The organism is Proteus vulgaris (genome assembly GCF_011045815.1).
Classification (GTDB): domain Bacteria; phylum Pseudomonadota; class Gammaproteobacteria; order Enterobacterales; family Enterobacteriaceae; genus Proteus; species Proteus vulgaris_B.
The window spans coordinates 527,996-550,283 of the sequence record NZ_CP047344.1; the positions used below are offsets into that span (position 1 = coordinate 527,996).

27 protein-coding genes are annotated in these 22,288 nt (G+C 40.0%); 12 read left to right on the forward strand and 15 right to left on the reverse strand.

Going from position 1 to position 22,288, the window contains the following annotated elements:
- The first annotated feature begins 16 nt into the window (after positions 1–16).
- Complete coding sequence (gene pmbA, locus GTH24_RS02580) at positions 17–1,345, forward strand: metalloprotease PmbA (RefSeq protein WP_164525915.1); 1,329 nt, start codon at positions 17–19, stop codon at positions 1,343–1,345.
- 117 nt (positions 1,346–1,462) lie between these two features.
- On the opposite strand, the gene rnk is transcribed toward pmbA, so the two are convergent.
- The 12 genes from rnk to GTH24_RS02640 form a co-directional block, all read right to left on the reverse strand.
- The gene (gene rnk / locus GTH24_RS02585; protein ID WP_072069778.1) at positions 1,463–1,873 is read right to left on the reverse strand and encodes a nucleoside diphosphate kinase regulator; all 411 of its coding nucleotides are present in this window, start codon (positions 1,871–1,873) and stop codon (positions 1,463–1,465) included.
- Between the two features lie 175 nt (positions 1,874–2,048).
- Positions 2,049–2,321, reverse strand: a complete 273-nt coding sequence (gene npr / locus GTH24_RS02590; RefSeq protein ID WP_072069777.1) for a PTS phosphocarrier protein NPr — start codon at positions 2,319–2,321, stop codon at positions 2,049–2,051.
- On the reverse strand, positions 2,318–3,172 hold the full coding sequence (rapZ, locus tag GTH24_RS02595) for an RNase adapter RapZ (protein ID WP_064718868.1): 855 nt from the start codon (positions 3,170–3,172) through the stop codon (positions 2,318–2,320). The genes npr and rapZ overlap by 4 nt, the downstream gene beginning before the upstream one ends.
- 79 nt (positions 3,173–3,251) lie before the next feature.
- Entirely contained in the window at positions 3,252–3,719 is a 468-nt protein-coding gene (gene ptsN, locus GTH24_RS02600; RefSeq protein WP_023582879.1) for a PTS IIA-like nitrogen regulatory protein PtsN, read from the reverse strand.
- Between the two features lie 149 nt (positions 3,720–3,868).
- Positions 3,869–4,156 carry a ribosome hibernation promoting factor gene (gene hpf / locus GTH24_RS02605; RefSeq protein WP_036913954.1) on the reverse strand — a complete coding sequence of 96 codons (288 nt, stop codon included), beginning with the start codon at positions 4,154–4,156 and terminating at the stop codon, positions 3,869–3,871.
- A 23-nt stretch (positions 4,157–4,179) separates the two neighbouring features.
- On the reverse strand, positions 4,180–5,661 hold the full coding sequence (gene rpoN, locus GTH24_RS02610; RefSeq protein WP_072069776.1) for an RNA polymerase factor sigma-54: 1,482 nt from the start codon (positions 5,659–5,661) through the stop codon (positions 4,180–4,182).
- A 59-nt stretch (positions 5,662–5,720) separates the two neighbouring features.
- Positions 5,721–6,446 (reverse strand): LPS export ABC transporter ATP-binding protein, encoded by a 726-nt coding sequence (lptB, locus tag GTH24_RS02615; protein ID WP_072069775.1) that lies wholly within the window; start codon positions 6,444–6,446, stop codon positions 5,721–5,723.
- 6 nt (positions 6,447–6,452) lie between these two features.
- Positions 6,453–6,986, reverse strand: coding sequence for a lipopolysaccharide ABC transporter substrate-binding protein LptA (gene lptA / locus GTH24_RS02620; protein ID WP_072069774.1), 534 nt, complete (start codon positions 6,984–6,986; stop codon positions 6,453–6,455).
- Complete coding sequence (lptC, locus tag GTH24_RS02625; RefSeq protein ID WP_072069773.1) at positions 6,967–7,545, reverse strand: LPS export ABC transporter periplasmic protein LptC; 579 nt, start codon at positions 7,543–7,545, stop codon at positions 6,967–6,969. The genes lptA and lptC overlap by 20 nt, the downstream gene beginning before the upstream one ends.
- A 16-nt stretch (positions 7,546–7,561) precedes the next feature.
- Complete coding sequence (gene kdsC / locus GTH24_RS02630; protein WP_072069772.1) at positions 7,562–8,119, reverse strand: 3-deoxy-manno-octulosonate-8-phosphatase KdsC; 558 nt, start codon at positions 8,117–8,119, stop codon at positions 7,562–7,564.
- Between the two features lie 27 nt (positions 8,120–8,146).
- Positions 8,147–9,121: an arabinose-5-phosphate isomerase KdsD gene (gene kdsD, locus GTH24_RS02635; RefSeq protein WP_109409260.1), complete on the reverse strand. Its 975-nt coding sequence runs from the start codon at positions 9,119–9,121 to the stop codon at positions 8,147–8,149.
- An 18-nt stretch (positions 9,122–9,139) separates the two neighbouring features.
- Entirely contained in the window at positions 9,140–10,120 is a 981-nt protein-coding gene (locus tag GTH24_RS02640; RefSeq protein ID WP_072069770.1) for a calcium/sodium antiporter, read from the reverse strand.
- Positions 10,121–10,363: 243 nt separating this feature from the next.
- Here GTH24_RS02640 and mlaF point away from each other — a divergent pair, with 243 nt between their 5' ends.
- From mlaF to GTH24_RS02685, 9 genes are all read left to right on the forward strand, one after another.
- Entirely contained in the window at positions 10,364–11,176 is an 813-nt protein-coding gene (mlaF, locus tag GTH24_RS02645; protein WP_072069769.1) for a phospholipid ABC transporter ATP-binding protein MlaF, read from the forward strand.
- A gap of 3 nt (positions 11,177–11,179) precedes the next feature.
- The gene (mlaE, locus tag GTH24_RS02650) at positions 11,180–11,959 is read left to right on the forward strand and encodes a lipid asymmetry maintenance ABC transporter permease subunit MlaE (RefSeq protein WP_072069768.1); all 780 of its coding nucleotides are present in this window, start codon (positions 11,180–11,182) and stop codon (positions 11,957–11,959) included.
- 3 nt (positions 11,960–11,962) lie between these two features.
- Positions 11,963–12,499, forward strand: coding sequence for an outer membrane lipid asymmetry maintenance protein MlaD (gene mlaD / locus GTH24_RS02655; RefSeq protein ID WP_072069767.1), 537 nt, complete (start codon positions 11,963–11,965; stop codon positions 12,497–12,499).
- Between the two features lie 82 nt (positions 12,500–12,581).
- Positions 12,582–13,211, forward strand: a complete 630-nt coding sequence (gene mlaC / locus GTH24_RS02660) for a phospholipid-binding protein MlaC (RefSeq protein ID WP_036933065.1) — start codon at positions 12,582–12,584, stop codon at positions 13,209–13,211.
- Between the two features lies 1 nt (position 13,212).
- Positions 13,213–13,506 carry a lipid asymmetry maintenance protein MlaB gene (gene mlaB / locus GTH24_RS02665; protein ID WP_072069766.1) on the forward strand — a complete coding sequence of 98 codons (294 nt, stop codon included), beginning with the start codon at positions 13,213–13,215 and terminating at the stop codon, positions 13,504–13,506.
- Positions 13,507–13,647: 141 nt separating this feature from the next.
- On the forward strand, positions 13,648–13,902 hold the full coding sequence (gene ibaG / locus GTH24_RS02670; RefSeq protein ID WP_072069765.1) for a BolA family iron metabolism protein IbaG: 255 nt from the start codon (positions 13,648–13,650) through the stop codon (positions 13,900–13,902).
- A 48-nt stretch (positions 13,903–13,950) separates the two neighbouring features.
- On the forward strand, positions 13,951–15,213 hold the full coding sequence (gene murA, locus GTH24_RS02675; RefSeq protein ID WP_072069764.1) for a UDP-N-acetylglucosamine 1-carboxyvinyltransferase: 1,263 nt from the start codon (positions 13,951–13,953) through the stop codon (positions 15,211–15,213).
- 213 nt (positions 15,214–15,426) lie between these two features.
- Entirely contained in the window at positions 15,427–16,488 is a 1,062-nt protein-coding gene (locus tag GTH24_RS02680; protein WP_164525916.1) for a DUF2157 domain-containing protein, read from the forward strand.
- A gap of 37 nt (positions 16,489–16,525) precedes the next feature.
- On the forward strand, positions 16,526–16,774 hold the full coding sequence (locus GTH24_RS02685; protein ID WP_072069762.1) for a CPCC family cysteine-rich protein: 249 nt from the start codon (positions 16,526–16,528) through the stop codon (positions 16,772–16,774).
- 26 nt (positions 16,775–16,800) lie between these two features.
- On the opposite strand, the gene degS is transcribed toward GTH24_RS02685, so the two are convergent.
- From degS to zapG, 3 genes are all read right to left on the reverse strand, one after another.
- Complete coding sequence (gene degS, locus GTH24_RS02690; RefSeq protein WP_072069761.1) at positions 16,801–17,871, reverse strand: outer membrane-stress sensor serine endopeptidase DegS; 1,071 nt, start codon at positions 17,869–17,871, stop codon at positions 16,801–16,803.
- A gap of 207 nt (positions 17,872–18,078) precedes the next feature.
- The gene (gene degQ / locus GTH24_RS02695; RefSeq protein WP_164525917.1) at positions 18,079–19,470 is read right to left on the reverse strand and encodes a serine endoprotease DegQ; all 1,392 of its coding nucleotides are present in this window, start codon (positions 19,468–19,470) and stop codon (positions 18,079–18,081) included.
- A 230-nt stretch (positions 19,471–19,700) separates the two neighbouring features.
- Positions 19,701–20,105 (reverse strand): Z-ring associated protein ZapG, encoded by a 405-nt coding sequence (gene zapG / locus GTH24_RS02700; RefSeq protein ID WP_072069759.1) that lies wholly within the window; start codon positions 20,103–20,105, stop codon positions 19,701–19,703.
- Between the two features lie 203 nt (positions 20,106–20,308).
- Between zapG and zapE the strand changes: the two genes are divergently transcribed.
- Positions 20,309–21,424: a cell division protein ZapE gene (gene zapE / locus GTH24_RS02705; RefSeq protein WP_072069757.1), complete on the forward strand. Its 1,116-nt coding sequence runs from the start codon at positions 20,309–20,311 to the stop codon at positions 21,422–21,424.
- Between the two features lie 434 nt (positions 21,425–21,858).
- Positions 21,859–22,287: a 50S ribosomal protein L13 gene (gene rplM / locus GTH24_RS02710; protein ID WP_006535327.1), complete on the forward strand. Its 429-nt coding sequence runs from the start codon at positions 21,859–21,861 to the stop codon at positions 22,285–22,287.
- Position 22,288: the final 1 nt, after the last annotated feature.

A 22,288-nucleotide genomic window follows, 5' to 3' on the forward strand; every position in this document is an offset into this window, starting at 1 on the left:
GGAAAAATGGTTCTCAATGAATAATTCAGATCAGGTAAAACAGCTTGAAGACGCCGTCTCGCTTGCATTGGAGCTGGCGGAAAAGCTGTGTGACAGTGCAGAAGTCGCTATTAATAAATCCACAGGTATTAGTGTTAGTACACGTTATGGTGAAGTTGAAAATGTTGAATTTAACAGTGATGGCGCATTAGGCATTACTGTTTATCAACAACAACGCAAAGGCAGTGCTTCTTCTACCGATTTAAGTCCTGATGCGATTAAACGTGCAGTACAAGCTGCGGTGGATATTGCGCGCTATACTTCTGTTGATCCTTATGCAGGCCCAGCTGATAAAGAGTTATTAGCGTTTGATGCACCTTTTCTTGATCTATACCATCCAACTGATGTGACCGCAGATAAGGCAATAGAGCTGGCTTCAAGAGCGGAAAAAGCAGCGTTAGATAGTGATAGCCGAATTATTAATACCGAAGGGGGCAGTTTTAATAGCCACAGTGGAACTCGTGTATTTGGAAATAGCCTTGGCTTATTAAAAAGCTATTCATCTTCACGTTATTCGATGTCGAGTTGTGTGATTGCTCGTGATGGCGAAGATATGGAGCGCGATTACGCTTATACCATTAGCCGTCGTTTTGATGATCTAGCATCTCCTGAATGGGTAGGGCAGGAGTGTGCCCGTCGTACTTTATCACGTCTCGCACCTTGTAAACTCCCAACCATGAAAGCCCCTGTTATTTTTGCGGCTGATGTTGCGACAGGTATTTTTGGTCATTTAGTTGCGGCAATTAGCGGTAGTATGATTTACCGTGAATCTTCTTGCCTACTAGATAGTTTGGGCAAACAAATTTTCCCTCAATGGCTCAATATTCAAGAGCGACCTCACTTAATGAGAGGTTTGGCATCAACACCATTTGATAGCGAAGGTGTGCGCACAACCGATGCCGATATTATTAAAGATGGTGTTTTACAAGAGTGGCTATTAACTACTTATTCAGCAAGAAAGTTAGGATTAAAAAGTAATGGCCATGCTGGTGGTATTCATAACTGGTATATACCAGGACAAGGTCTATCATTTGATGCACTGTTAAAAGAGATGGGAACAGGACTAGTTGTTACGGAATTGATGGGGCAAGGTGTCAGTACCGTGACGGGTGATTATTCTCGTGGTGCAAGCGGTTTTTGGGTTGAGAATGGTGAAATTCAGTATCCTGTTAGTGAGGTGACTATTGCCGGCAATTTAAAAGATATGTGGGCAAATATTGCCACTATAGGTGATGATATTGAAATGCGTAGTAATGTTCAGTGTGGATCGTTGTTATTACCAGAAATGAGTATTGCCGGTGAGTAAATTTTAGATACTCCTCACAACCTTTAATCTCAGCCCGCAATGGGCTGAGATACCGCGTTTATCTGTGTGCTTTTCAATTTGAGAAGATAAAAATAAGACGCGAACCTTCAGCTCTGCTTAACGGTGTAATTCACCAGCAGCTTCAGGTTGGTATAGAATTTCTAATACTTTAACCTTAGTTTCAAGGCCATTAGGCAGCTTCCAACTGATCTCGTCACCAATTGCTAAACCCAGTAGCGCAGCACCCATTGGTGCCATGACTGAAAGTTCAGTGGTGCTGTCTTTTAATGAAGCGGGATACACTAAAGTACGAGTACGCTCTTCATTGTTTTTTAAGTCCATAAAGCGGACTTTGCTGTTCATTGTGACAATATTAGCAGGGATATCAGCTGGTGTAACAATGTCAGCACGATCTAATTCTTCATTCAAGGCTTCAGCAATAGGGCTATCTGCAAAGGCAGGTTGCTCTAGCAATGAATCTAAACGTTCAGCATCAAGTTCGTTGATGATAATTGTTGGCTTTGTCATACCACACTCCAATTTATTCCAATGCAAAACAACACCCCCACGGGGGAGGTGGGGGTGTTGTTAAACTCATATAAGTGATAATAGGCGGTTCTGTATAAAAAAGAAAGAGACCATGATCACAGTCTCTTTCGGGTTATTTAGTTAAGAAATGCTAATCTATTGTTTTCTATTACGATTATTCTTCATCAAACCCAGATTCAAATAATGCAATAATAGCATCAATAGCTTCATTTTCGTCACAACCTGTCACTTCTATATCAATTTGACTGCCTTGCTCTGAATCTAACATCAGCATAGCAATCACACTATCAGCTTGCGCTTCAACCCCTTCGCTATTGCGTAAAATTACTGTTGATTGAAATGTTTTCACTAAATCAAACAACTTCATCGCCGGCCTTGCATGCATGCCGAGTCGATTTTTTATCGCAACTTGTCGGTATTGGGTCATTTACGTTTTTCTAGTGTTCTGTGTCGTGATTGTACGTTTTTCCCTCTAGAACGGAAATAGTCGGCAAGTTGTTCTGCAACATAAACAGAACGGTGTTTACCACCCGTACAACCAATCGCAACCGTCAAGTAGCTACGGTTATTGGTTTCTAACATCGGTAACCAGAGTTCAAGATAGCTTCTGGTTTGATAAATAAAATTATGAACTTCGGTGTGCCTATCTAAAAATGCCGCAACAGGGCGATCGAGGCCTGTCATCGGACGCAGCTTTGGATCCCAATGTGGGTTTGGTAAGAAACGCACATCAAAAACATAATCTGCATCAATAGGGATACCATGCTTAAATCCAAAGGATTCAAAGACCATAGTCAATTCACGCTCACGCTTACCTAGTAAGCGAGTACGTAACATTTCTGCTAGCTCATGAACTGACATTTCTGACGTATCAATGATGAGATCTGCGCGTGATCGCAATGGCTCAAGCAGATCACTTTCGGTATCAATTGCCACTTCTAATGAAAGGTTTTTGGTCGAAAGTGGGTGCAAGCGTCGTGTATCACTATAACGACGAATTAAAGTATTTCTATCTGCGTCTAAAAATAAGAGTTGTGGAGAATATTCAGCGGGTAAACTTTCCAGCGCTTTTTCGAAGATCTCCGGCGACTCTGGCATATTTCGGACATCAATACTGACTGCGGCAGCAGAAGCATCACGTTCAGCCAGTGTTTTTGCGAGCTCAGGTAAAAGATCAACAGGCAAGTTATCAACACAATAAAATCCCATGTCTTCAAGCGCACGCAAAGCGACTGACTTACCTGAACCAGAGCGTCCGCTGACTATCATCAGCACCATGAGGTAGCTCCCCTATAATTTCCCAGTGATGAATATCATTCCACTGTATGCTATTCGCGTCCCAACAAACCCGTAGGGGTTATTCTGTGATAATCTGATAAAGCTCTTCATCACTTTGTGCGGAGCGTAGTCGGCGGCATAAGTTTTTGTCTGCCAACTGTTTTGCAATCAAAGACAGTGTGTGTAAATGTTCCTTGCACTGTGTTGCAGGAACGAGTAATGCGAACAACAAATCGACAGGTTGATTATCAATAGCGTCGAAGGCAATAGGTTCGCTTAGGTGAAGAAACACACCAACTACTTTTTCTGTTTCATCACTTTCAATACGTCCATGAGGGATAGCTAAACCACCCCCAATCCCTGTTGTACCGACTTTTTCACGCGTCAGTAAAGCTTCAAATATCAGTGTTTCGGGTAAATTAAGTGCTTTTGCCGCATTTTCACTGATAATTTCTAACGCGCGCTTTTTACTCGTGCAATGTACATCATTATGTGTACATGCCAGAGAAAGTACGTCGCTAATATTCATCTTTGTATCGTTGTTCATTGTCTTATTCACTTAGACCAGCAAACCAGATGCCACAAAGTGACACCTGGTTTTTTGTTACTGATATTGATTAGGCGTTGGCTTGAACCGAGTCATAAACAACGCAGTAACTTCGCCGATTGTATCCCCATTTCGTAATGGGAAATGAATTAATGTTGTCTCAGTTTATCTTTGTGTTTGGTTAATTGACGAGCCAGTTTATCCATTAATCCATCAATTGCTGCGTACATATCTTCTGCTTCAGCAGAGGCATGTAATTCACCGCCATTAACTTGAATGGTCGCTTCAGCGATTTTATTCACTTTTTCGACTTTCAGGATAACCTGAACGTTATTAATTTTGTCAAAGAACTGAGGTAATTTCGCGCTTTTTGCTTTGACGGTATCACGCAGAGCATCAGTTAATTCAATGTTATGACCAGTGATTTGAAGTTCCATAGTGTCTTCCTTCTCAATTATGCTCAAACCAACTCTTTGCGTTGATTTGAAGGCGGGATGGATAATGACTCTCTATATTTCGCAACAGTGCGCCGAGCAACTTGTATACCAAGTTCTGCGAGCATATCAGCCAGTTTACTATCACTAAGTGGTTTCGCTGGATTTTCTGCTGCGATTAGTTTCTTCACTAAAGCCCTGATTGCTGTTGAAGAGGCCTCGCCTCCGCTATCAGTATTCACATGGCTAGAGAAAAAATACTTCAATTCGAAAATTCCTCTTGGGCAATGCAAAAATTTTTGCGTTGTCACTCGAGAAATGGTGGATTCGTGCATTTCAACCTGTTCAGCGATATCCGCTAACACAAGGGGTTTCATATGCTCTTCACCCAATTCGAAAAATGCCTGCTGTGTGTCAACAATGCAATGAGCGACTTTTAATAATGTCTCATTACGGCTTTCTAAACTTTTTATCAGCCATTTGGCTTCTTGTAAATTGTCACGAATAAATTTTCCATCGCTCTCATTTTGAGTCGATTGACCCAATGCAGCATAGGTTTCATTTATGCGTAGGCGAGGAATGCTATCTGTATTTAACTCAACTTGCCAGCGTTCACCTGATTTTTTTACCAGTATATCTGGGATAACATACTCTGACTCGCCTGTATCAATACTTAATCCAGGTTTAGGGTCAAGTGATTGAATTATTTCAATAACCGATTTTAATGTCTCTTCACGTAATTTAGTTTGACGCATCAATTGGCGAAAGTCGCGATTACCTAATAATTCTAAATGTTGGCTAATGATCAACTGTGTTTCTTTTAGATAAGGGGTATCTGTTGAAAAAGCAGAAAGCTGAATCAAAAGACACTCTTTTAAATCACGCGCAGCAACGCCAATAGGATCAAAGCGTTGAATACGTTTTAATACGGCTTCAACTTCATCAAGCTCTATCTCATCATCGCCCATTCCAAGCAGGATGTCATCTGTTGTAACAGTTAAATATCCTGTTTCATCAACTGCATCTATAATACTTATGGCAATGGCTCTGTCTGTTTCTGTAAACGGAGTGAGTTCAGCTTGCCATGTCAGATAATCTTGTAATGAAGCTGTTGTTTCACCTTGATACAGTGGGAGTTCATCATCCATATAGTCATTACTGGTACCAGAAGGTGTGCCCGCGGTGTAGATCTCTTCCCATTGGGTATCTAATGGGAGATCGTCAGGCATCTCTTTTTGTTCTAAAGCATCCAGTGTGTCGAGCTCTTCAACTTCGTTTTCAGTTGTTGTTTCTGTTGTAGAGTCAGATTGATTTTCTGTATGAGAGGCATCATCTGAAACGGGATCTTGTTGATCGTCGTCTTGTTCGAGAAGAGGGTTGGATTCAAGCGCTTGCTGAATTTCTTGTTGTAATTCAAGCGTCGAAAGTTGCAACAAACGAATAGCCTGTTGTAGCTGTGGCGTCATTGCCAATTGCTGACTGAGACGAAGTTGCAGACTTTGTTTCATAATGATGCGATGAGTCCTTGGCTGTTGTCATCCATGACAGAGTAAAAGTGAATCTAAGATTACAGGCGGAAGCCTTCACCTAAGTAAACACGTTTAACTTGCTCATTTTCAAGAATTTCTTCTGGTGAACCATGAGCAATAAGATGACCTTGGCTGACAATATAGGCTCGTTCGCACACATCTAATGTTTCACGAACATTATGGTCAGTAATCAGTACACCTAATCCATAATCACGTAGATGTTGGATGATCTTTTTAATGTCCAATACTGAGATTGGGTCAACACCAGCAAAAGGTTCATCTAATAAAATGAATTTAGGGTTTGCGGCTAACGCGCGTGCAATTTCAACTCGACGGCGTTCACCCCCTGATAATGATTGCCCTAAGCTGTTACGCAAATGGCTCACATTGAACTCTTCTAATAGCTCTTCTGCTCGATCTTTTCGTTGTTCTGGTGTTAAATCATGGCGAATTTCTAAAATTCCCATAATGTTGTCATAAACGCTTAACCGTCTAAAAATAGAGGCTTCTTGAGGTAGATAGCCTATTCCTTTACGCGCACGTTCATGTAACGGTAACAGAGTGATGTCTTCATCATCAATAGTAATACTACCTGCATCACGAGCGACAATGCCGACAACCATATAGAATGTTGTTGTTTTACCGGCACCATTAGGGCCAAGTAAGCCTACAATTTCACCTGAGTTAACGTTCAGGCTAACATCACCGACAACGGTGCGTCCTTTGTATGCTTTTGCTAAATTTTCAGCTTTTAACAGCGCCATAAAGTGTTACTTACCTTTGTTGTTAGCACCAGTACCTTTCTCTTGCAACTGGGAAGGCAGTAAAACAGTGGTAACTTGTTTACCTTTACCGCTAAATGCTTCCATTTGCTGAGTTGGGACGAGATAAGTGATCTTATCACCAGTGATATTACTGTCTAATTGTTCAAGATAGGCTTTACCGGTTAAGGTCATTAATTCTTTATCCATTTCATAGGTCATTTTGTCGCCACGACCTTTGATTGGTTTGCCATCATCTTGTAACTGATAAAAAGTTACGGGATTACCGAATGCTTCAATGACGATTTTTTTAGAGTCACCACCTGGGCGTGTAACAACGACTTTATCAGCACGGATATCGATAGACCCTTGTTTAATCACAACATTTTGTGTAAATGTTGTGATGTTTTTCTCTAGATCAAGCGACTGTTTTTCTGAATTGACAACAATAGGTTGTTGCGTGTCATCTTTAAGCGCCATCGCAGGTACACTTATTGTTAATAATGTACCGATAATCAGTGTATTACGGATTTTTTGATTCATTAGGGATCTCATAATAGGTGTTTACCTTTTCAATCAGCTCTGCGTGTTTCTCGCGCAGATTGCCTCGCATTTTTAAGCCGACTGATTTCAGTCCGACGCCGATAATAGTCACTTCATCATCAGAGGAAACATCCTGTGTATCCAAATTTGCGATAGCATTATCTGTGCTTATTCTCTGTAATTGAGAATCATCATTTAAGCTATCAATCTGAACATCGCCATAAAGATAGAGCATTTTACTGTTGGTTAGCTTGGCTTTATTGGCGCGTACGGTCCATGTTGCATCCCCTGCCGGCGAATAAGTGGTTAAGACAGGGTTAGTAAACCATGTAAACTTTTGCTGAGCATAGTTTTTGACATCATCAGCAACGAGTTTATATCCAAGTATACCTGTTGGCTCATAAACAAAAGATATCGATGATTTAGATTGATAAGTTGGTTGACCATCATCAACAACTTCACCATCACCGAATTCAGTGTTGTTAGTATAGTTCCAGCCAATTAGCCCAAGGGCGATAATTGCAAGAATTAAGGTAAACCAGGATTTTAATTTATTCATTCTGTGTCGTTATACGTTAAATCGAAAGACCTTTAGCTTCATCAAGCCGGCCTTGAGCTAAAAGGATTAAATCACATAATTCTCGTACTGCACCACGTCCACCCATAATGCGAGTAACATAGTCCGCCCGAGGTGTGAGTAATGGATGCGCATCGGCAACCGCGACGGAGAGTCCGACTTTTTCCATTACAGGTAAATCTATTAGGTCGTCACCAATATAGGCCGTTTGTTCATGTTTAAGGTTTAGTGTATCTAACAGTTGTTGATACGCCAAAAGCTTATTATGCTGACCTTGGTAAAGATATGTAATGCCAAGGGTTTTAGCACGATCTTCTAACAGTTTAGATTGACGACCTGTAATGATAGCAACCTCAATACCTGATGTAAGCAAACAACGAATACCATATCCATCACGGACATTAAAAGCTTTTAACTCTTCGCCATTATTGCCCATGTAAATGAGTCCGTCCGACATCACACCATCAACGTCACAAATCAGCAATTGGATTTTTTCTGCTTTTTTGATGACTTGCTCGCTTACTTCACCATAACAAGTTTCTATCATTGTATTCATTTTTATCCTTCGAACGTTATGACTAGCTTATACAACACCGGCTTGTAGTAAATCATGCATATGTAAAACACCTAACAGAATATCACTATCTTGTTCTGTTACTAACAGCGAGGTGATATGTTTTGCTTGCATTAAATTTAGCGCTTCAACAGCTAAACAATCAGGGCGAATACGAATGCCTCCTCTTGTCATCACATCAGAGATTTTGGCATTGTTAAGATCAATTCCTAAGTCAAATATGCGTCGTAAGTCACCGTCAGTAAAGATACCGTTAATTAACATACTATCATCGCAGATTACCGTCATACCTAATTTTTTACGGGTAATCTCAACAAGTGCTTCGCGTAACGTCGCGTCTTTAGTAACACGAGGGATATCAGCATCTTTATTCATTAAATCACTCACATGAAGGAGTAATTTACGACCTAACGCACCACCTGGATGAGAAAGGGCAAAATCTTCAGCAGTAAAGCCTCGAGCACGTAAAAGTGCGATAGCCAGTGCATCGCCCATCACTAATGTTGCTGTTGTACTTGTTGTGGGAGCAAGCCCTAAAGGACAGGCTTCTTTAGGAACTTTGATACAAAGATGAATATCAGACGCTTTCCCCATTGTACTTTGAGGAGTGCGTGTCATACAAATCAGTGTTATTTGTTTGCGTTTCAGAACCGGAATAAGGGCAAGGATCTCACTGGCTTCACCAGAATTTGAAATCGCCAGAACAATATCTTTTTCTGTGACCATACCTAAATCGCCATGACTTGCTTCACCGGGATGAACAAAAAAAGAAGGTGTTCCTGTACTGGCAAATGTTGCAGCAATTTTATGCCCAATATGGCCGGATTTACCCATACCCATCACAATCACTCGACCTTGGCAGTGAAAAATTTTTTCACAGGCAAGCGTAAAATCATCATTGATATATTGTTCTAGTTCAGCTAACCCATCACGTTCAATATGAAGGACTTTTTTGCCCGCTTGCTGAAAATCAAACTCGGTCATTTTTTTGTACCATTTATTTTAGGTTAAAAGAGAATGTGCAACGCACAACACCGTAATATAAACAATAAAGCAAACTAATAAGAATATCCCTTTTCCTCGATTTAGGCGTCGTTTTCGCCCTAAGGAAAAGATAGAAAACAATAAACTAGCCACACCAAGTACAGCAAAACTAAAATAAAATGTGTTGATATTAAATGTACTTGGTGAAAGTAATGCTGGCATTCCTAACACAAATGTCAGGTTAAAAATATTAGCACCTATAATATTTCCTAAAGCTAATTCATTTTCACGTCTTAGCGCTGCAACAATGGTTGTTGCTAATTCAGGTAGGCTTGTTCCAATAGATAGCAAGGTTAAACCAACAAAAAAACCACTAAGATGATACTGTTGCATTAGAATAAAGACATTATCTAATATCATTTGAGTCGCAACTGGGATAATCAGTAAGGCAATAACGACCCAGAAAAGAGCAACTGAATTACGAGGATTTGTCTGTAATTCAAAACGGGTTAAGGTTTCTAATGGTAATACATGGCGCTCTTGTGTGAGTGTTTTATGCATCGTTTTTATCATGAGAAAGATAGATGCAAAGCCAATAAAAAAGAGCAAAGTACCTTCTCTAAGCCCTAGGTTCCCACTAGATAAAATAATCCCCACAAGCATGATGACGATAATCATCAATGGAAGCTCTTTTTTCAGTACCGCAGACTGTATGTTCATGGGGTAGATCATCGCCCCAATGCCCGCAATAAGAAGAAGATTAGTGAGTGTAGAACCAATTGCAGTACCAATAGCAATGTCAGGTAAATTATGAACCGAGGCATCGGTAGAAACAAAAAGCTCAGGTAATGATGTGCCAGTGCCTACAATCAAAATACCGATAACGGCGGGTGGAATTTTTAACGATTGCGCAAAAACGCTCGCACCATAGACTAATCGGTCTGATGCATAAACAAGTAGCATCAATCCAAAAATTAAAAGAGACAAAGTAATCAACATGCCATCAGTTTTCCGACAATGAGCAAGTAAAGAAAGAAAAAACCAATAAGACAGGGCTGATAAAAAAACATATTGTCAAAAGGTTTTGCTAATTCACCATATTTTGACTAGCCAAGCACGAAAAGTAAAATTAACCGTGCACTATTTTGCTAAATAGTGGTGATTTCTTTGTAACATAACGAATGACCTGCCAAAATAGCGTAAAAATTTGTTTATGCAGACAGGCTTGAGGATGTTTTATTCATGAACGCACAATCTGACAATCTAATTGAAGTGCGCAATATGAACTTCACTCGTGGTAGCAGGAAGATCTTTTCTGAGATTAACCTTGTTGTACCTAGAGGGAAAGTGACTGCAATTATGGGCCCTTCAGGGATTGGTAAAACAACTTTATTACGCCTTATGGGAGGACAAATTCTTCCTGATAGCGGTGAAATTTGGTTTGATGGCGATAATATTCCGGCGCTATCACGTTCTGCGTTGTATCACGCAAGAAAGAAAATGAGTATGCTTTTTCAGTCTGGTGCCCTTTTTACCGACATGAATGTATTTGAAAATGTAGCCTTTCCGCTAAGAGAGCATACAAATTTACCTGAAGCGCTTATACGTACAACGGTGATGATGAAGCTTGAAGCCGTGGGTTTACGTGGTGCTGCAAGTTTAATGCCTTCTGAATTATCAGGCGGTATGGCTCGAAGAGCAGCATTAGCCAGAGCTATTGCGCTTGATCCTGAATTAATTATGTTTGATGAACCTTTTGTTGGGCAAGATCCTATCACTATGGGCGTACTTGTTAAGCTGATTGATGAGTTAAATCATGCACTCGGAGTGACGTGTGTTGTGGTTTCTCATGATGTGCCTGAAGTGTTGAGCATTGCCGATTACGCTTATATTGTAGCGGAGCAAAAAGTTATTGCTCAAGGTAGTGCAAAAGAATTACAAGACAACCCAGATAGGCAAGTCAGACAGTTTTTAGATGGAATTGCTGATGGCCCTGTACCTTTCCGTTTTCCTGCGGGAGATTATCAGGACGACCTATTAGGACGAGGAAATTAGTACGTGGTAAATTTATTAGCTCGTATTGGCGCTAGAGCGTTAGCGATTTTTGCAACATTCGGTAGAGCTGGCATTATGCTCTTTCGTGCATTAGTCGGTAAACCAGAATTCCGTAAACAGTGGCCTCTTTTAATGAAGCAACTGTATAACGTCGGCGTTCAATCCTTATTAATTATCATGGTGTCTGGTCTATTTATTGGCATGGTGCTGGGATTACAAGGTTATCTTGTACTGACAACATTTAGTGCTGAAGCCAGTCTTGGCATGATGGTGGCTCTCTCATTGTTACGAGAATTGGGTCCTGTGGTAACCGCATTATTATTTGCAGGCCGAGCAGGTTCCGCATTAACAGCGGAAATCGGTTTAATGAAAGCCACAGAACAAATTTCCAGTTTAGAAATGATGGCAGTCGATCCTTTACGGCGAGTCGTTGCTCCCCGTTTTTGGGCCGGTTTAATTAGCATGCCATTGCTTTCACTTATTTTTGTTGCCATCGGTATTTGGGGTGGTGCCATTGTTGGTGTGGATTGGAAAGGGATCGATGAAGGCTTTTTCTGGGCATCTATGCAAGGTGCCGTTGAATGGCGATTAGATTTAGTGAATTGCTTTATTAAGAGTGTCGTTTTTGCCATTACCGTCACTTGGATAGCGCTCTTTAACGGGTATGACGCAATCCCAACATCAGAAGGGATTAGCAGAGCAACAACACGTACTGTTGTTCATTCATCGTTAGCCGTATTGGGTTTAGATTTTGTGCTAACAGCACTGATGTTTGGGAACTAAGTCATGCAAAGTAAAAAAATTGAAGTTTGGGTTGGTCTATTTGTTCTGATTGCGCTAGCCGCTGTGATTTTCTTATGCCTAAAAGTGGCTGATATTAAAGAAATGGGTAATCAACCGACTTATCGTGTTTATGCCAGCTTCGGTAATATTGGCGGGCTAAAAGAACGTTCCCCAGTTAAGATTGGTGGTGTGGTGATTGGCCGTGTTTCTTCTATCACCTTAAAAGAAGAAGATGAAGGGAACTATCGCCCTGAAGTCGCGCTCGATATTTTGAGTCTTTATGACCACATTCCAGAAAGTAGCTCATTGTCTATTCGTACATCTGGTTTATTAGGTGAGCAGTTCCTTGCATTGAATTTAGGTTTTTATGATGAAGCATTAGATTCTACTCTGCTCAAAGACGGAGGGCGGATCACCAATACCAATTCAGCAATGGTACTAGAGGATCTTATCGGTCAGTTCCTTTATAAAACAGGGGATGGTGATGGTTCAGCAAAATCTGAATCTGACTCGACGGAAGAACATCCAGCATTACCTTAATCATTAATTCTTATAGGATGTATTTATACATTTAATTAAGTAAAGCATCCTATTATTAAAACCTTTTTAGGAGAGCGAAAGTATGTTTAAACGCTTATTGATGGTCGCACTGTTAGTCATTACACCTTTTGCGATGGCTGTAGATAAAACCAATCCATACACATTGATGGAAGATGCCGCACAAAAGACGTTTACTAAATTAAAAAATGAACAGCCTGAAATTCGTAAAAATCCTGAAGTTTTACGCCAAATTGTTCAACAAGAATTATTGCCATATGTACAAATTAAATATGCAGGTGCATTAGTATTAGGGCCTCATTATCGTACTGCAACACCGGCTCAACGCGATGCATATTTTACCGCATTTGAAGCGTATCTTGCTCAAGTATATGGTCAAGCATTAGCGATGTATGAAGGACAAGAATACCGTATTGAGCCTGCAAAACCGTTCGCAGATAAAACAAACCTCACTATTCGCGTTACCATTATTGATAAAAATGGTCGCCCACCTGTTCGTCTTGATTTTCAATGGCGCAAAAATAGTAAAACAGGTGAATGGCAGGCTTATGACATGATTGCGGAAGGTGTCAGTATGATCACCACAAAACAGAATGAGTGGTCAGATATTTTAAATTCTAAAGGTGTCGATGGTTTAACAAAACAGTTAGAAATTAGTGCTAAAACGCCAATCACACTGGATGAGAAAAAATAAGATGTCATCCTCGTTAAATTGGGAAAAAAAGGGCGATATCCTTTTTTTTCAAGGAACGTTAGATCGCGAAACGTTATTACCTGCTTGGCAGCAACGTAAAGCATTATTAGCAGATATCAATATTATTGATATTTCGGCATTGAGCCATATTGATTCAACAGGATTGGCGCTTTTTGTTCACCTAAAAGCAGAGATGGAAGCACAACATCGCCAATTTATTATTCAAGGTGTGAGTGAGCGTTTTCAGACTCTCATTACTCTCTATGATCTTGATGAAATTATGAATATTGCCTAATACGGGTTTTAAGTAAAAGCGATTAAAACGCCCCCTTCATGATACTTTTATCATTAAGGGGGTTTTTGATGGTTTAAGAGTAGGGCGGATTCCATTAGGATAGACGACTGATTATTATTTTAACGTTGAGATTGAGCAATTATGGATACAAATGAAATCAAACAAGTATTAATGGGCAGCCTGTCTTTAGATGAAGTCATCGTTAACGGTGATGGTAGTCATTTTCAAGTTGTCGTTGTTGGCGCTATGTTTGAGGGAATGAGCAGAGTAAAACAACAACAAACCATTTATGCCCCTTTGATGGAATATATCGCAGATAACCGTATTCACGCTTTGTCTATTAAAGCCTACACACCTGAAGAGTGGAAGAGGGATCGTAAGCTTAACGGGCTTTGATTCAGTAGGTATACAGCGTACAGCAAAATAAAAAAGAGAGTTCTACAGATGGATAAATTTAGAGTACAAGGACCAACCTGTTTATCAGGTGAGGTCACTATTTCAGGCGCGAAAAACGCTGCATTGCCAATCCTGTTCGCTGCGATCCTTGCCGAAGAGCCAGTAGAATTAACCAATGTTCCTAAGTTAAAAGATATTGATACAACGATTAAATTACTTAATCGCTTAGGAACCAATGTTGAACGTAACGGCTCTGTTTTCGTTGATGCTCGTAATATCAATGAATTCTGTGCACCTTACGAGCTAGTTAAAACCATGCGTGCGTCTATTTGGGCTTTAGGGCCATTGGTTGCGCGTTTTGGTCAAGGTCAGGTTTCTTTACCCGGTGGTTGTGCCATTGGTGCTCGTCCAGTTGATCTTCATATTACTGGTTTAGAGCAATTAGGTGCTGAAATCACTCTTGATGAAGGTTATGTAAAAGCTCGTGTTGATGGGCGTTTAAAAGGCGCACATATTGTCATGGATAAAGTGAGTGTGGGTGCCACTATCACTATTATGACTGCGGCAGTGTTAGCTGAAGGCAAAACTATCATTGAGAATGCGGCAAGAGAGCCTGAAATTGAAGATACCGCCAACTTCCTTAATACATTAGGCGCCAAAATCAGCGGTGCAGGTACAGACAGTATTACTATCGAAGGCGTAGAACGCCTTGGTGGTGGTACTTATCAAATTCTACCTGATCGTATTGAAACAGGTACTTTCTTAGTTGCAGCTGCTGTTTCTCGTGGTCGCGTTGTTTGTCGTAATGCAAAACCAGATACATTAGATGCTGTGTTGGCGAAATTACGTGAAGCGGGTGCGGATATAGAAGTGGGTGAAGATTGGATAAGCCTTGATATGCATGGTAAACGCCCTAAAGCGGTAACCTTACGTACAGCGCCACATCCAGGTTTCCCAACTGATATGCAAGCACAATTTAGCCTTTTAAACTTAGTTGCTGAAGGCGCAGGAATGATCACAGAAACCATTTTTGAAAATCGCTTTATGCATATTCCTGAGTTAATCCGCATGGGTGCTCACGCTGAAATCGAAAGTAATACTGTGTTATGCCATGGTGTTGAAAAACTTTCAGGCGCACAAGTGATGGCTACGGATTTACGTGCTTCTGCAAGTTTAGTCCTTGCGGGGTGTATCGCTGAAGGTACAACTATTGTGGATCGTATTTATCATATCGATCGTGGGTATGAAAATATTGAAGCTAAATTACAAGGATTAGGGGCGAAAATAGAACGTTTGCACGCTAATGACTAATCTATTTTAATTACCCTTTTTAACCATTTTTAACCATTTTTAACCATTTAGAACCATAGTGCATTGTTGTGCTATGGTTTTTTTTCGCATTATTTCAATAGAACTCTCAATAGAATAGGATAATTCATAAGGTATTTCTTTCGTGGCAAGATACAGTAAGAAAAATAGGCCTGTTTCAGAAAAAATGCTATGAGCTGAATGAAAGGAACAAATATGCAGGTAACAAGGAAACAAGAACATCTTATTCGCCAAGCGCTTGATAAATGGCAGCAATCTGGTGAGATTTCAGAGCAAGAACATCAGCAATTAGGAAGTACGTTGCAACGTATCCCTTTTGATTGGAAAAGGTTGAGTCGTTACGCGTTTTGGATAGCGATTGTGTGCTTGATTATTGCTGTTAGCAGTATCTTTAGTGACAGCGCATTGGTTTATTATCTAATTGAAATTTTTAGTATTTCTGAAATTATGCGCGTGATATCTCCAGCACTTATTGCCTGCATACTTTATCTTTGGGGATTTAAACGTCAGCGAAAAGAAATACAGTGGCACTATAGTACCGAATTTATTCTTTTTTTAGGTGTAATGTTTACCGCTATTTTTCTTTGGCAACTCGGTGAGTTACTGGATACAGGAAGTGGCCATATTGCACCTCTCTTTTTAATTGGTTGTGTGATTTATGGTGTGATTGGTTTTATCAGTCGTTCATCATTGGTGTGGTTATTTTTCTTATTGATGTTAGGGAATTGGTTTGGCGCTGAGACAGGCTATATGTCAGGTTGGGGCGCTTATTGGTTAGGGATGAACTATCCTATCCGATTTGTTCTCTTTGGCGCAGTGTTATTAGCAGGCTGTTATTTCTTACAGAACGTGTTGTTACACCGTCGTTTATTTACCATGACAAAAATAATGGGACTGACTTATCTCTTTATTGCGTTATGGATAATGTCTATTTTTGGTAATTACGATCCTGATACTTGGTATCGTACTTCAAGTGCGAATTTGTTACCTTGGGCACTGTTATTTGGTGTTGTTTCCGTTATTTGTATCTATATCAGTCTTAAAACCGATGATGGCATGTTAAGAGGCTTTGGCCTGACATTCCTAGGTATTAATCTTTACACTCGTTTTTTTGAATATTTCTGGGATAGCTTACATAGTGCGATTTTCTTCTTTATTCTAGCTATTTCATTGATTTTAATTGGACGAAAAGCGGAAAAAATTTGGCATGCTGTTGAACATAATTCACTAGCGAGTAAACCGAATAAAAATGAATAAAATTTCACTTTATTCGTTATTGTAATAGGAGATTACTTTGATAGAGAAACGTAGTTGTCACCTTCCTCTTGAAGTGAGTTGTGTCGCTTGTCATTATTTTGTCTTTAAAGATAAAAATGAGGCATTTTTTGAGATCTGCCCGGTTTGTGGTTGGCAAAATGATGGCACCAAAGAAGGAGAATATAGCGGTTGTAATCACAGCACGTTAGAGGATTATCGTAATACAGAAAGCTTTCAAGAAAATTGCTTACAAAGTGCGACGTTTTATATGAAATCTCCCTATTAGTTGGTAATAGGAAGATTATATGTGAGTTACGATTCTGGTTGGTATTCAGAAATAGTCACATCAACATTGAGCTCATTACCCTCGCGTAATAACGTAACGGGTAATACTGTGCCGGGGCGAGTCTCTGCAATATAGTCCATCATTTCCATGGCAGAAGTAGCAGGAGCATGGTTGATGCTAAGTATAATATCGCCTGTTTTTATGCCTGCTTTATCTGCTGGACTGTTTGGTGAGATCCGGAAAATACGTAGCCCTTGGATTTGTTTAATATCAGTATTTGACGAGCGAATTCTTGGTAGTTCTTTGGCTGTGATACCGATAAAGCCACGAATGACACGACCATCACGAATAAGTTTATTCATGATTTTTACAGCCAGTTCAGTTGGAATAGCAAAGCCTAGACCTTCAGCACTTGGGCGATACCCATTGTAGGTTCCTGAGTCAAACGTCATAGTATTAATACCCACCAGTTCGCCCTCTGTATTAATAAGTGCTCCACCTGAGTTGCCTTCATTAATTGAGGCATCTGTTTGTAGAAAGTTTTGGTAACGTGTTGGACTTAATCCCACGCGACCAGTTGCACTAATTATCCCTTGAGTAATGGTTTGCCCAATATTAAATGGGTTACCAATAGCAAGTACAACATCCCCTACATGTGAGATCCGTTTGCTATTAATGGGGATCGTCGGAAGCTTATCTGCATCAATTTTTAAAACGGCTAAATCAGTTAAAGGATCAGAACCAACAAGTAAGCCTTCATAAAGATCACCATTTTGTAATGCAACAATAATCTGATCAGCATTATTAATAACATGTTGATTTGTTAGAATATAACCTCGCCCATCCATAATAACGCCCGCACCTAAAGAGGTAAGTTCGCGACCTTCTTGAGAAAAGCTTCCCATGGTACTGCTATACACATTGACGACAGCAGGTGCAGCACGTCGTACTGCCGTGTTGTAGCTAAAAGGAGCATTAAGAAAATCACCATTAATTAGGTGTTCAATAAAAATAGGACGGATCGAAGGGACTGCAATCAAAAGAATTGCTGCTGTTAAAAGGCCAATCAGTGTCGATCGCAGTAACTTAGTTAACATAAAAATCCCGTATTTATGTCTGACCGTGAGATTATTTGCGTAGAAGTGATGAGAATAGCATAGTTTAACTTATGAAAGCATAGCTCAGTGCATAATATCCTCTTTTAAGCTAATGAGTTTTATCAAAAATTAACATAAAAAAAAGCCCTATAATCAATATTACAGGGCTAAGGAAATCAATAAATTAGATAGGTGAAAGCTTACTTCTTAGCGCGGTGTATTACGTAACAGCAGGTAAATTTCATCATTACCACGCTGTATATTTAATGCAAGAACAGGTGGTTTAGCATCAATGGCTTTACGTAAGTCACCCAGTGATGTGATAGCGGTATTATTGATGCCAATAATCAAATCACCTTTTTGTAGACCTGATACAGCAGCAGCTGAGTCTTTCTCTACAGAGTCAACGACAACGGCTTTTAATTGCTTGTTGACGTAATTGCTTAATGTCGCACCTTGTAGTGCAGGAGAGAAGTTATCTGCACGTGTTGCATCGGCAGATTGTTTCTCTAATGTCACTTTGACATCCATTGGCTTACCTTGACGGATCAAACCAATTAGAATTTCTTTTCCTGGCGGTGTTGTACCCACTTTTGCTCTTAATTCAGCAAAGCTATTGATACGTTTACCATCAACAGAAATTAAGACATCACCCGGTTTGATACCCGCTTTTGCCGCGGATGAGTCCGGTAAAACTTCACTGACAAAAGCGCCACGTTGTGCATCAATATTAAAGGATTTCGCAAGATCAGAATTCATTTCTGCACCACGAATACCTAAGATGCCTCGTTTAACTTCACCGTGAGAAATAAGCTGTTGGCTAAGATCTCGTGCCATATTACTTGGGATAGCAAAGCCAATACCGATATTGCCGCCACCTGGTGCTAAAATAGCGGTGTTAATTCCGATTAACTCACCATTTAAGTTAACTAATGCGCCACCAGAGTTACCACGATTGATAGAAGCATCTGTTTGAATAAAGTTTTCTAAACCTTCAAGGTTTAAGCCACTACGGCCTAATGCAGAAATAATACCGGATGTTGCAGTTTGACCTAAACCAAATGGATTACCGACGGCAACAGCAAAGTCACCAACGCGTAGTTGGTCTGAGTCCGCCATTTTTATTGCTGTTAAATTTGTTGGTTTTTCAATTTGCAGTAAGGCAATATCTGTTTGTGGATCACTACCAATTAATTTGGCGCTAAATTCACGACCATCATTAATTTGCAACTGAATTTTATCTGCACCATCAACAACATGATTATTGGTTAATACATAGCCTTTTTGTGCATCAATAATGACGCCTGAGCCTAAGCCTTCAAAAGGGCGAAGACTTTGCTGCTGTGATGGAAAGTTTGGACCAAAGAAGAATTTAAACTCTTCAGGCACTTGTTGGCTTTGTACTCGTGTTCCTGAAACATGCACACTGACAACGGCTGGTAGCACTTTTTCTAACATAGGTGCAAGGCTTGGGAGTTGTTCTCCCGATGGCATAACTGCAGGTAATGCAGCCATACTGGTTGCAGGAAGAGTAGAGAGCGAAAGTCCGACACTCATTGCTAATGCACTAAGTAATAATTTTCTTTTTTTAGTCAACATGAATTAGAGTCTCTTGATACAGTTATCAAAATAAAATTTATTGCTCAAAATGAGCACGATGTCACTAAGACCTGTACTGACAAAGGAAAGTTCATTAAGAAATGGTACGCTTTGCTTCCTTTTACACGGATTTACAAGACAAAAGCTATCTTTAAAACCATAGCAAACAATGGTCATTTTATGACGATTGATCGATAGAAAAACGCCACAATAAATGTGGCGTCTTAATATTAACTGTCTTTTTTCTCGGTCGGTCTGAACAATCCAGACGCCCCTTCGGAGTAATCACGAGGTGGCATTTTTATTGGAGATTGATCATTTGCTGCTTCAGATTCACTTAATCGGTAATTAAATGGATTATCTTGAGCAGGCATGTCTGGCATGAGCTCATTAGAGCTTTTTGCCATATGTTGGTAAAGCTGACGGTAATCTCTCGCCATGTTATCTAATAGTTCAGCGCTTCTAGCAAAGTGGCTGACAAGCTCATTGCGATAAGTGTCCAGTTCTTCTTTTTTTGTATCTAACTCTGCTTTTATAGCATCTTGTTGGCGAAGGGTGCTGTTACCGTAACGCATTGCAAGTGCGCCGATAATAAGACCTACAACTAATCCAATCAGTGCATAAACCCAAACCATGGCAACTCCTTTTCATCTAATAGTGAGGACGATGGATTCTTATAACATCATAACCGCTAAAAGGCATGGGTGGAATAATATCCTTAAGCTTAATATGAAATTCCTGTGTTACGTTGATGTTAAAACAATTCTTAATGCTTATAATAGAGGCATTCGACAGGCACAACCTAGTATGTCAGAAAATTAAGGATAAGAGGGCATTCATGACTGTTAGTACGCCATTATCACTTTATGAAGCCGCATTGACGCAAGGTGATTATCAACCTGATGATGTTCAGCGAAAAACTGTTCTCCATCTTCAACAGATATACCATGCATTATTAAAAGAGACTCCACCAGAAAAAAATTCGTTAACACAACGATTATTCGGGCGAATTCGCACAAAAAAACAGCTTGTTGCACCAGAACGTGGTTTGTATATGTGGGGCGGAGTGGGACGAGGTAAAACATGGCTTATGGATATGTTTTATCAAAGTTTACCAACAGAGCGAAAGTTGCGACTCCACTTTCATCGTTTTATGTTACGAGTTCAAGATGAGCTAAAAAGCTTACAAGGACAAGAGGACCCACTAGAAATTATTGCTGATGGCTTTAAAGCACAAACAGATGTGCTTTGTTTTGATGAGTTTTTTGTTTCTGATATTACGGATGCCATGATTTTAGGTACGTTACTAGAAGCATTATTTGCTAGAGGGATCACTCTGGTCGCAACATCGAATATTCCTCCTGACGAGCTTTATCGCAACGGATTACAGCGCTCACGTTTTTTACCCGCAATAGAACAAATCAAACATCATTGCGACATTTTAAATGTCGATGCAGGTATTGATTATCGTTTAAGAGCGTTAACACAAGCACATCTTTTTTTATCTCCATTAAGTGATAAAAACCGTCAAGAAATGGAGAGGGTTTTTTCTCACTTAGTAACCACTGAACCACAAGCCGATGTTACTTTAACCATTAACCATCGGCCGATGAAAGTCAGAAAAGTCGCTAATGGTGTGCTGGCAGTTAATTTTACAACTTTATGTGTAGAAGCGCGTAGCCAGCTTGATTACATCGAACTTTCTAAGCATTATCACACTGTTTTATTACATGAAATGACGCAAATGAACGCGTTAAATGAAGATGTTGCTCGGCGGTTTTTAGCATTAGTTGATGAGTTTTATGAACGTAGAGTGAAACTGATTATTAATGCCGATGTTGAAATGAATGCGATTTACCAAGGTGATTTTTTACAGTTTGAATATCAACGCTGTCTTTCTCGTCTGCAAGAGATGCAAAGTGAAGAATATTTGGTACAACCTCATCTCGCTTAATGTTTAATTCTTGAAGAAAGTCATCTTTCATTATGGTAGGATGGCGCAGGTTAAGTTGCTTGATGTTTTTTTATATGAAAATAGAAAGCATTAGGCAGCTTACAAACGCTCTGGAAAGGAACAATTCTTCTCTTCAGGTAGCAAGAATTTATCAGTCAAATCAGAAAAAAGTGCTAAATTCGTTTTTTTCGCTGAAATATTGAAAAAGAATTCAATTGTTTTTCAATTATGACTCGATTTTTTTTTCTGACTTCTCTATAATCTTGCGACCCCACGTTGCAGCAAGTTTTTTATTTCCCAAAAAACTCGCATTTTAGAGTCAGCAGTGCTACTCGAAGGGGTAGGTTTGCTGGACACAAGAGTCGTGTGAACCTCAATAGTATTTGAACCGAGCGTTCACCAACGTGTAACTAAACATTGGGTAATTTTCAATAATGAAAACTTTTACAGCTAAACCAGAAACCGTAAAACGCGACTGGTATGTTGTTGATGCAGACGGCAAAACTTTAGGCCGTTTAGCAACTGAAATTGCTAGCCGTTTACGCGGTAAGCACAAAGCGGAATACACTCCGCACGTTGATACTGGTGACTACATCATCGTTTTAAACGCTGAGAAAGTAGCCGTAACTGGTCACAAACGTACTGACAAAGTTTACTACCGTCATACGGGTCACGTAGGTGGTATCAAACAAGCGACTTTCGAAGAGATGATCGCCCGTAGTCCTGAGCGTGTAATCGAAATCGCGGTAAAAGGCATGCTGCCAAAAGGGCCACTGGGTCGTGCGATGTATCGTAAACTGAAAGTTTACGCAGGATCTGAGCACAACCACGCGGCACAACAACCGCAAGTTCTGGACATTTAAT

Coding starts and splice junctions, on each gene's coding strand:
- pmbA (WP_164525915.1), top strand. CDS start 17: ATGAATAATTCAGATCAGGTAAAACAGCTTGAAGACGCCGTCTCGCTT.
- rnk (WP_072069778.1), bottom strand. CDS start 1,873: ATGACAAAGCCAACAATTATCATCAACGAACTTGATGCTGAACGTTTA.
- npr (WP_072069777.1), bottom strand. CDS start 2,321: ATGACCCAATACCGACAAGTTGCGATAAAAAATCGACTCGGCATGCAT.
- rapZ (WP_064718868.1), bottom strand. CDS start 3,172: ATGGTGCTGATGATAGTCAGCGGACGCTCTGGTTCAGGTAAGTCAGTC.
- ptsN (WP_023582879.1), bottom strand. CDS start 3,719: ATGAACAACGATACAAAGATGAATATTAGCGACGTACTTTCTCTGGCA.
- hpf (WP_036913954.1), bottom strand. CDS start 4,156: ATGGAACTTCAAATCACTGGTCATAACATTGAATTAACTGATGCTCTG.
- rpoN (WP_072069776.1), bottom strand. CDS start 5,661: ATGAAACAAAGTCTGCAACTTCGTCTCAGTCAGCAATTGGCAATGACG.
- lptB (WP_072069775.1), bottom strand. CDS start 6,446: ATGGCGCTGTTAAAAGCTGAAAATTTAGCAAAAGCATACAAAGGACGC.
- lptA (WP_072069774.1), bottom strand. CDS start 6,986: ATGAATCAAAAAATCCGTAATACACTGATTATCGGTACATTATTAACA.
- lptC (WP_072069773.1), bottom strand. CDS start 7,545: ATGAATAAATTAAAATCCTGGTTTACCTTAATTCTTGCAATTATCGCC.
- kdsC (WP_072069772.1), bottom strand. CDS start 8,119: ATGAATACAATGATAGAAACTTGTTATGGTGAAGTAAGCGAGCAAGTC.
- kdsD (WP_109409260.1), bottom strand. CDS start 9,121: ATGACCGAGTTTGATTTTCAGCAAGCGGGCAAAAAAGTCCTTCATATT.
- GTH24_RS02640 (WP_072069770.1), bottom strand. CDS start 10,120: ATGTTGATTACTTTGTCTCTTTTAATTTTTGGATTGATGCTACTTGTT.
- mlaF (WP_072069769.1), top strand. CDS start 10,364: ATGAACGCACAATCTGACAATCTAATTGAAGTGCGCAATATGAACTTC.
- mlaD (WP_072069767.1), top strand. CDS start 11,963: ATGCAAAGTAAAAAAATTGAAGTTTGGGTTGGTCTATTTGTTCTGATT.
- mlaC (WP_036933065.1), top strand. CDS start 12,582: ATGTTTAAACGCTTATTGATGGTCGCACTGTTAGTCATTACACCTTTT.
- mlaB (WP_072069766.1), top strand. CDS start 13,213: ATGTCATCCTCGTTAAATTGGGAAAAAAAGGGCGATATCCTTTTTTTT.
- ibaG (WP_072069765.1), top strand. CDS start 13,648: ATGGATACAAATGAAATCAAACAAGTATTAATGGGCAGCCTGTCTTTA.
- murA (WP_072069764.1), top strand. CDS start 13,951: ATGGATAAATTTAGAGTACAAGGACCAACCTGTTTATCAGGTGAGGTC.
- GTH24_RS02680 (WP_164525916.1), top strand. CDS start 15,427: ATGCAGGTAACAAGGAAACAAGAACATCTTATTCGCCAAGCGCTTGAT.
- degS (WP_072069761.1), bottom strand. CDS start 17,871: ATGTTAACTAAGTTACTGCGATCGACACTGATTGGCCTTTTAACAGCA.
- degQ (WP_164525917.1), bottom strand. CDS start 19,470: ATGTTGACTAAAAAAAGAAAATTATTACTTAGTGCATTAGCAATGAGT.
- zapG (WP_072069759.1), bottom strand. CDS start 20,105: ATGGTTTGGGTTTATGCACTGATTGGATTAGTTGTAGGTCTTATTATC.
- zapE (WP_072069757.1), top strand. CDS start 20,309: ATGACTGTTAGTACGCCATTATCACTTTATGAAGCCGCATTGACGCAA.
- rplM (WP_006535327.1), top strand. CDS start 21,859: ATGAAAACTTTTACAGCTAAACCAGAAACCGTAAAACGCGACTGGTAT.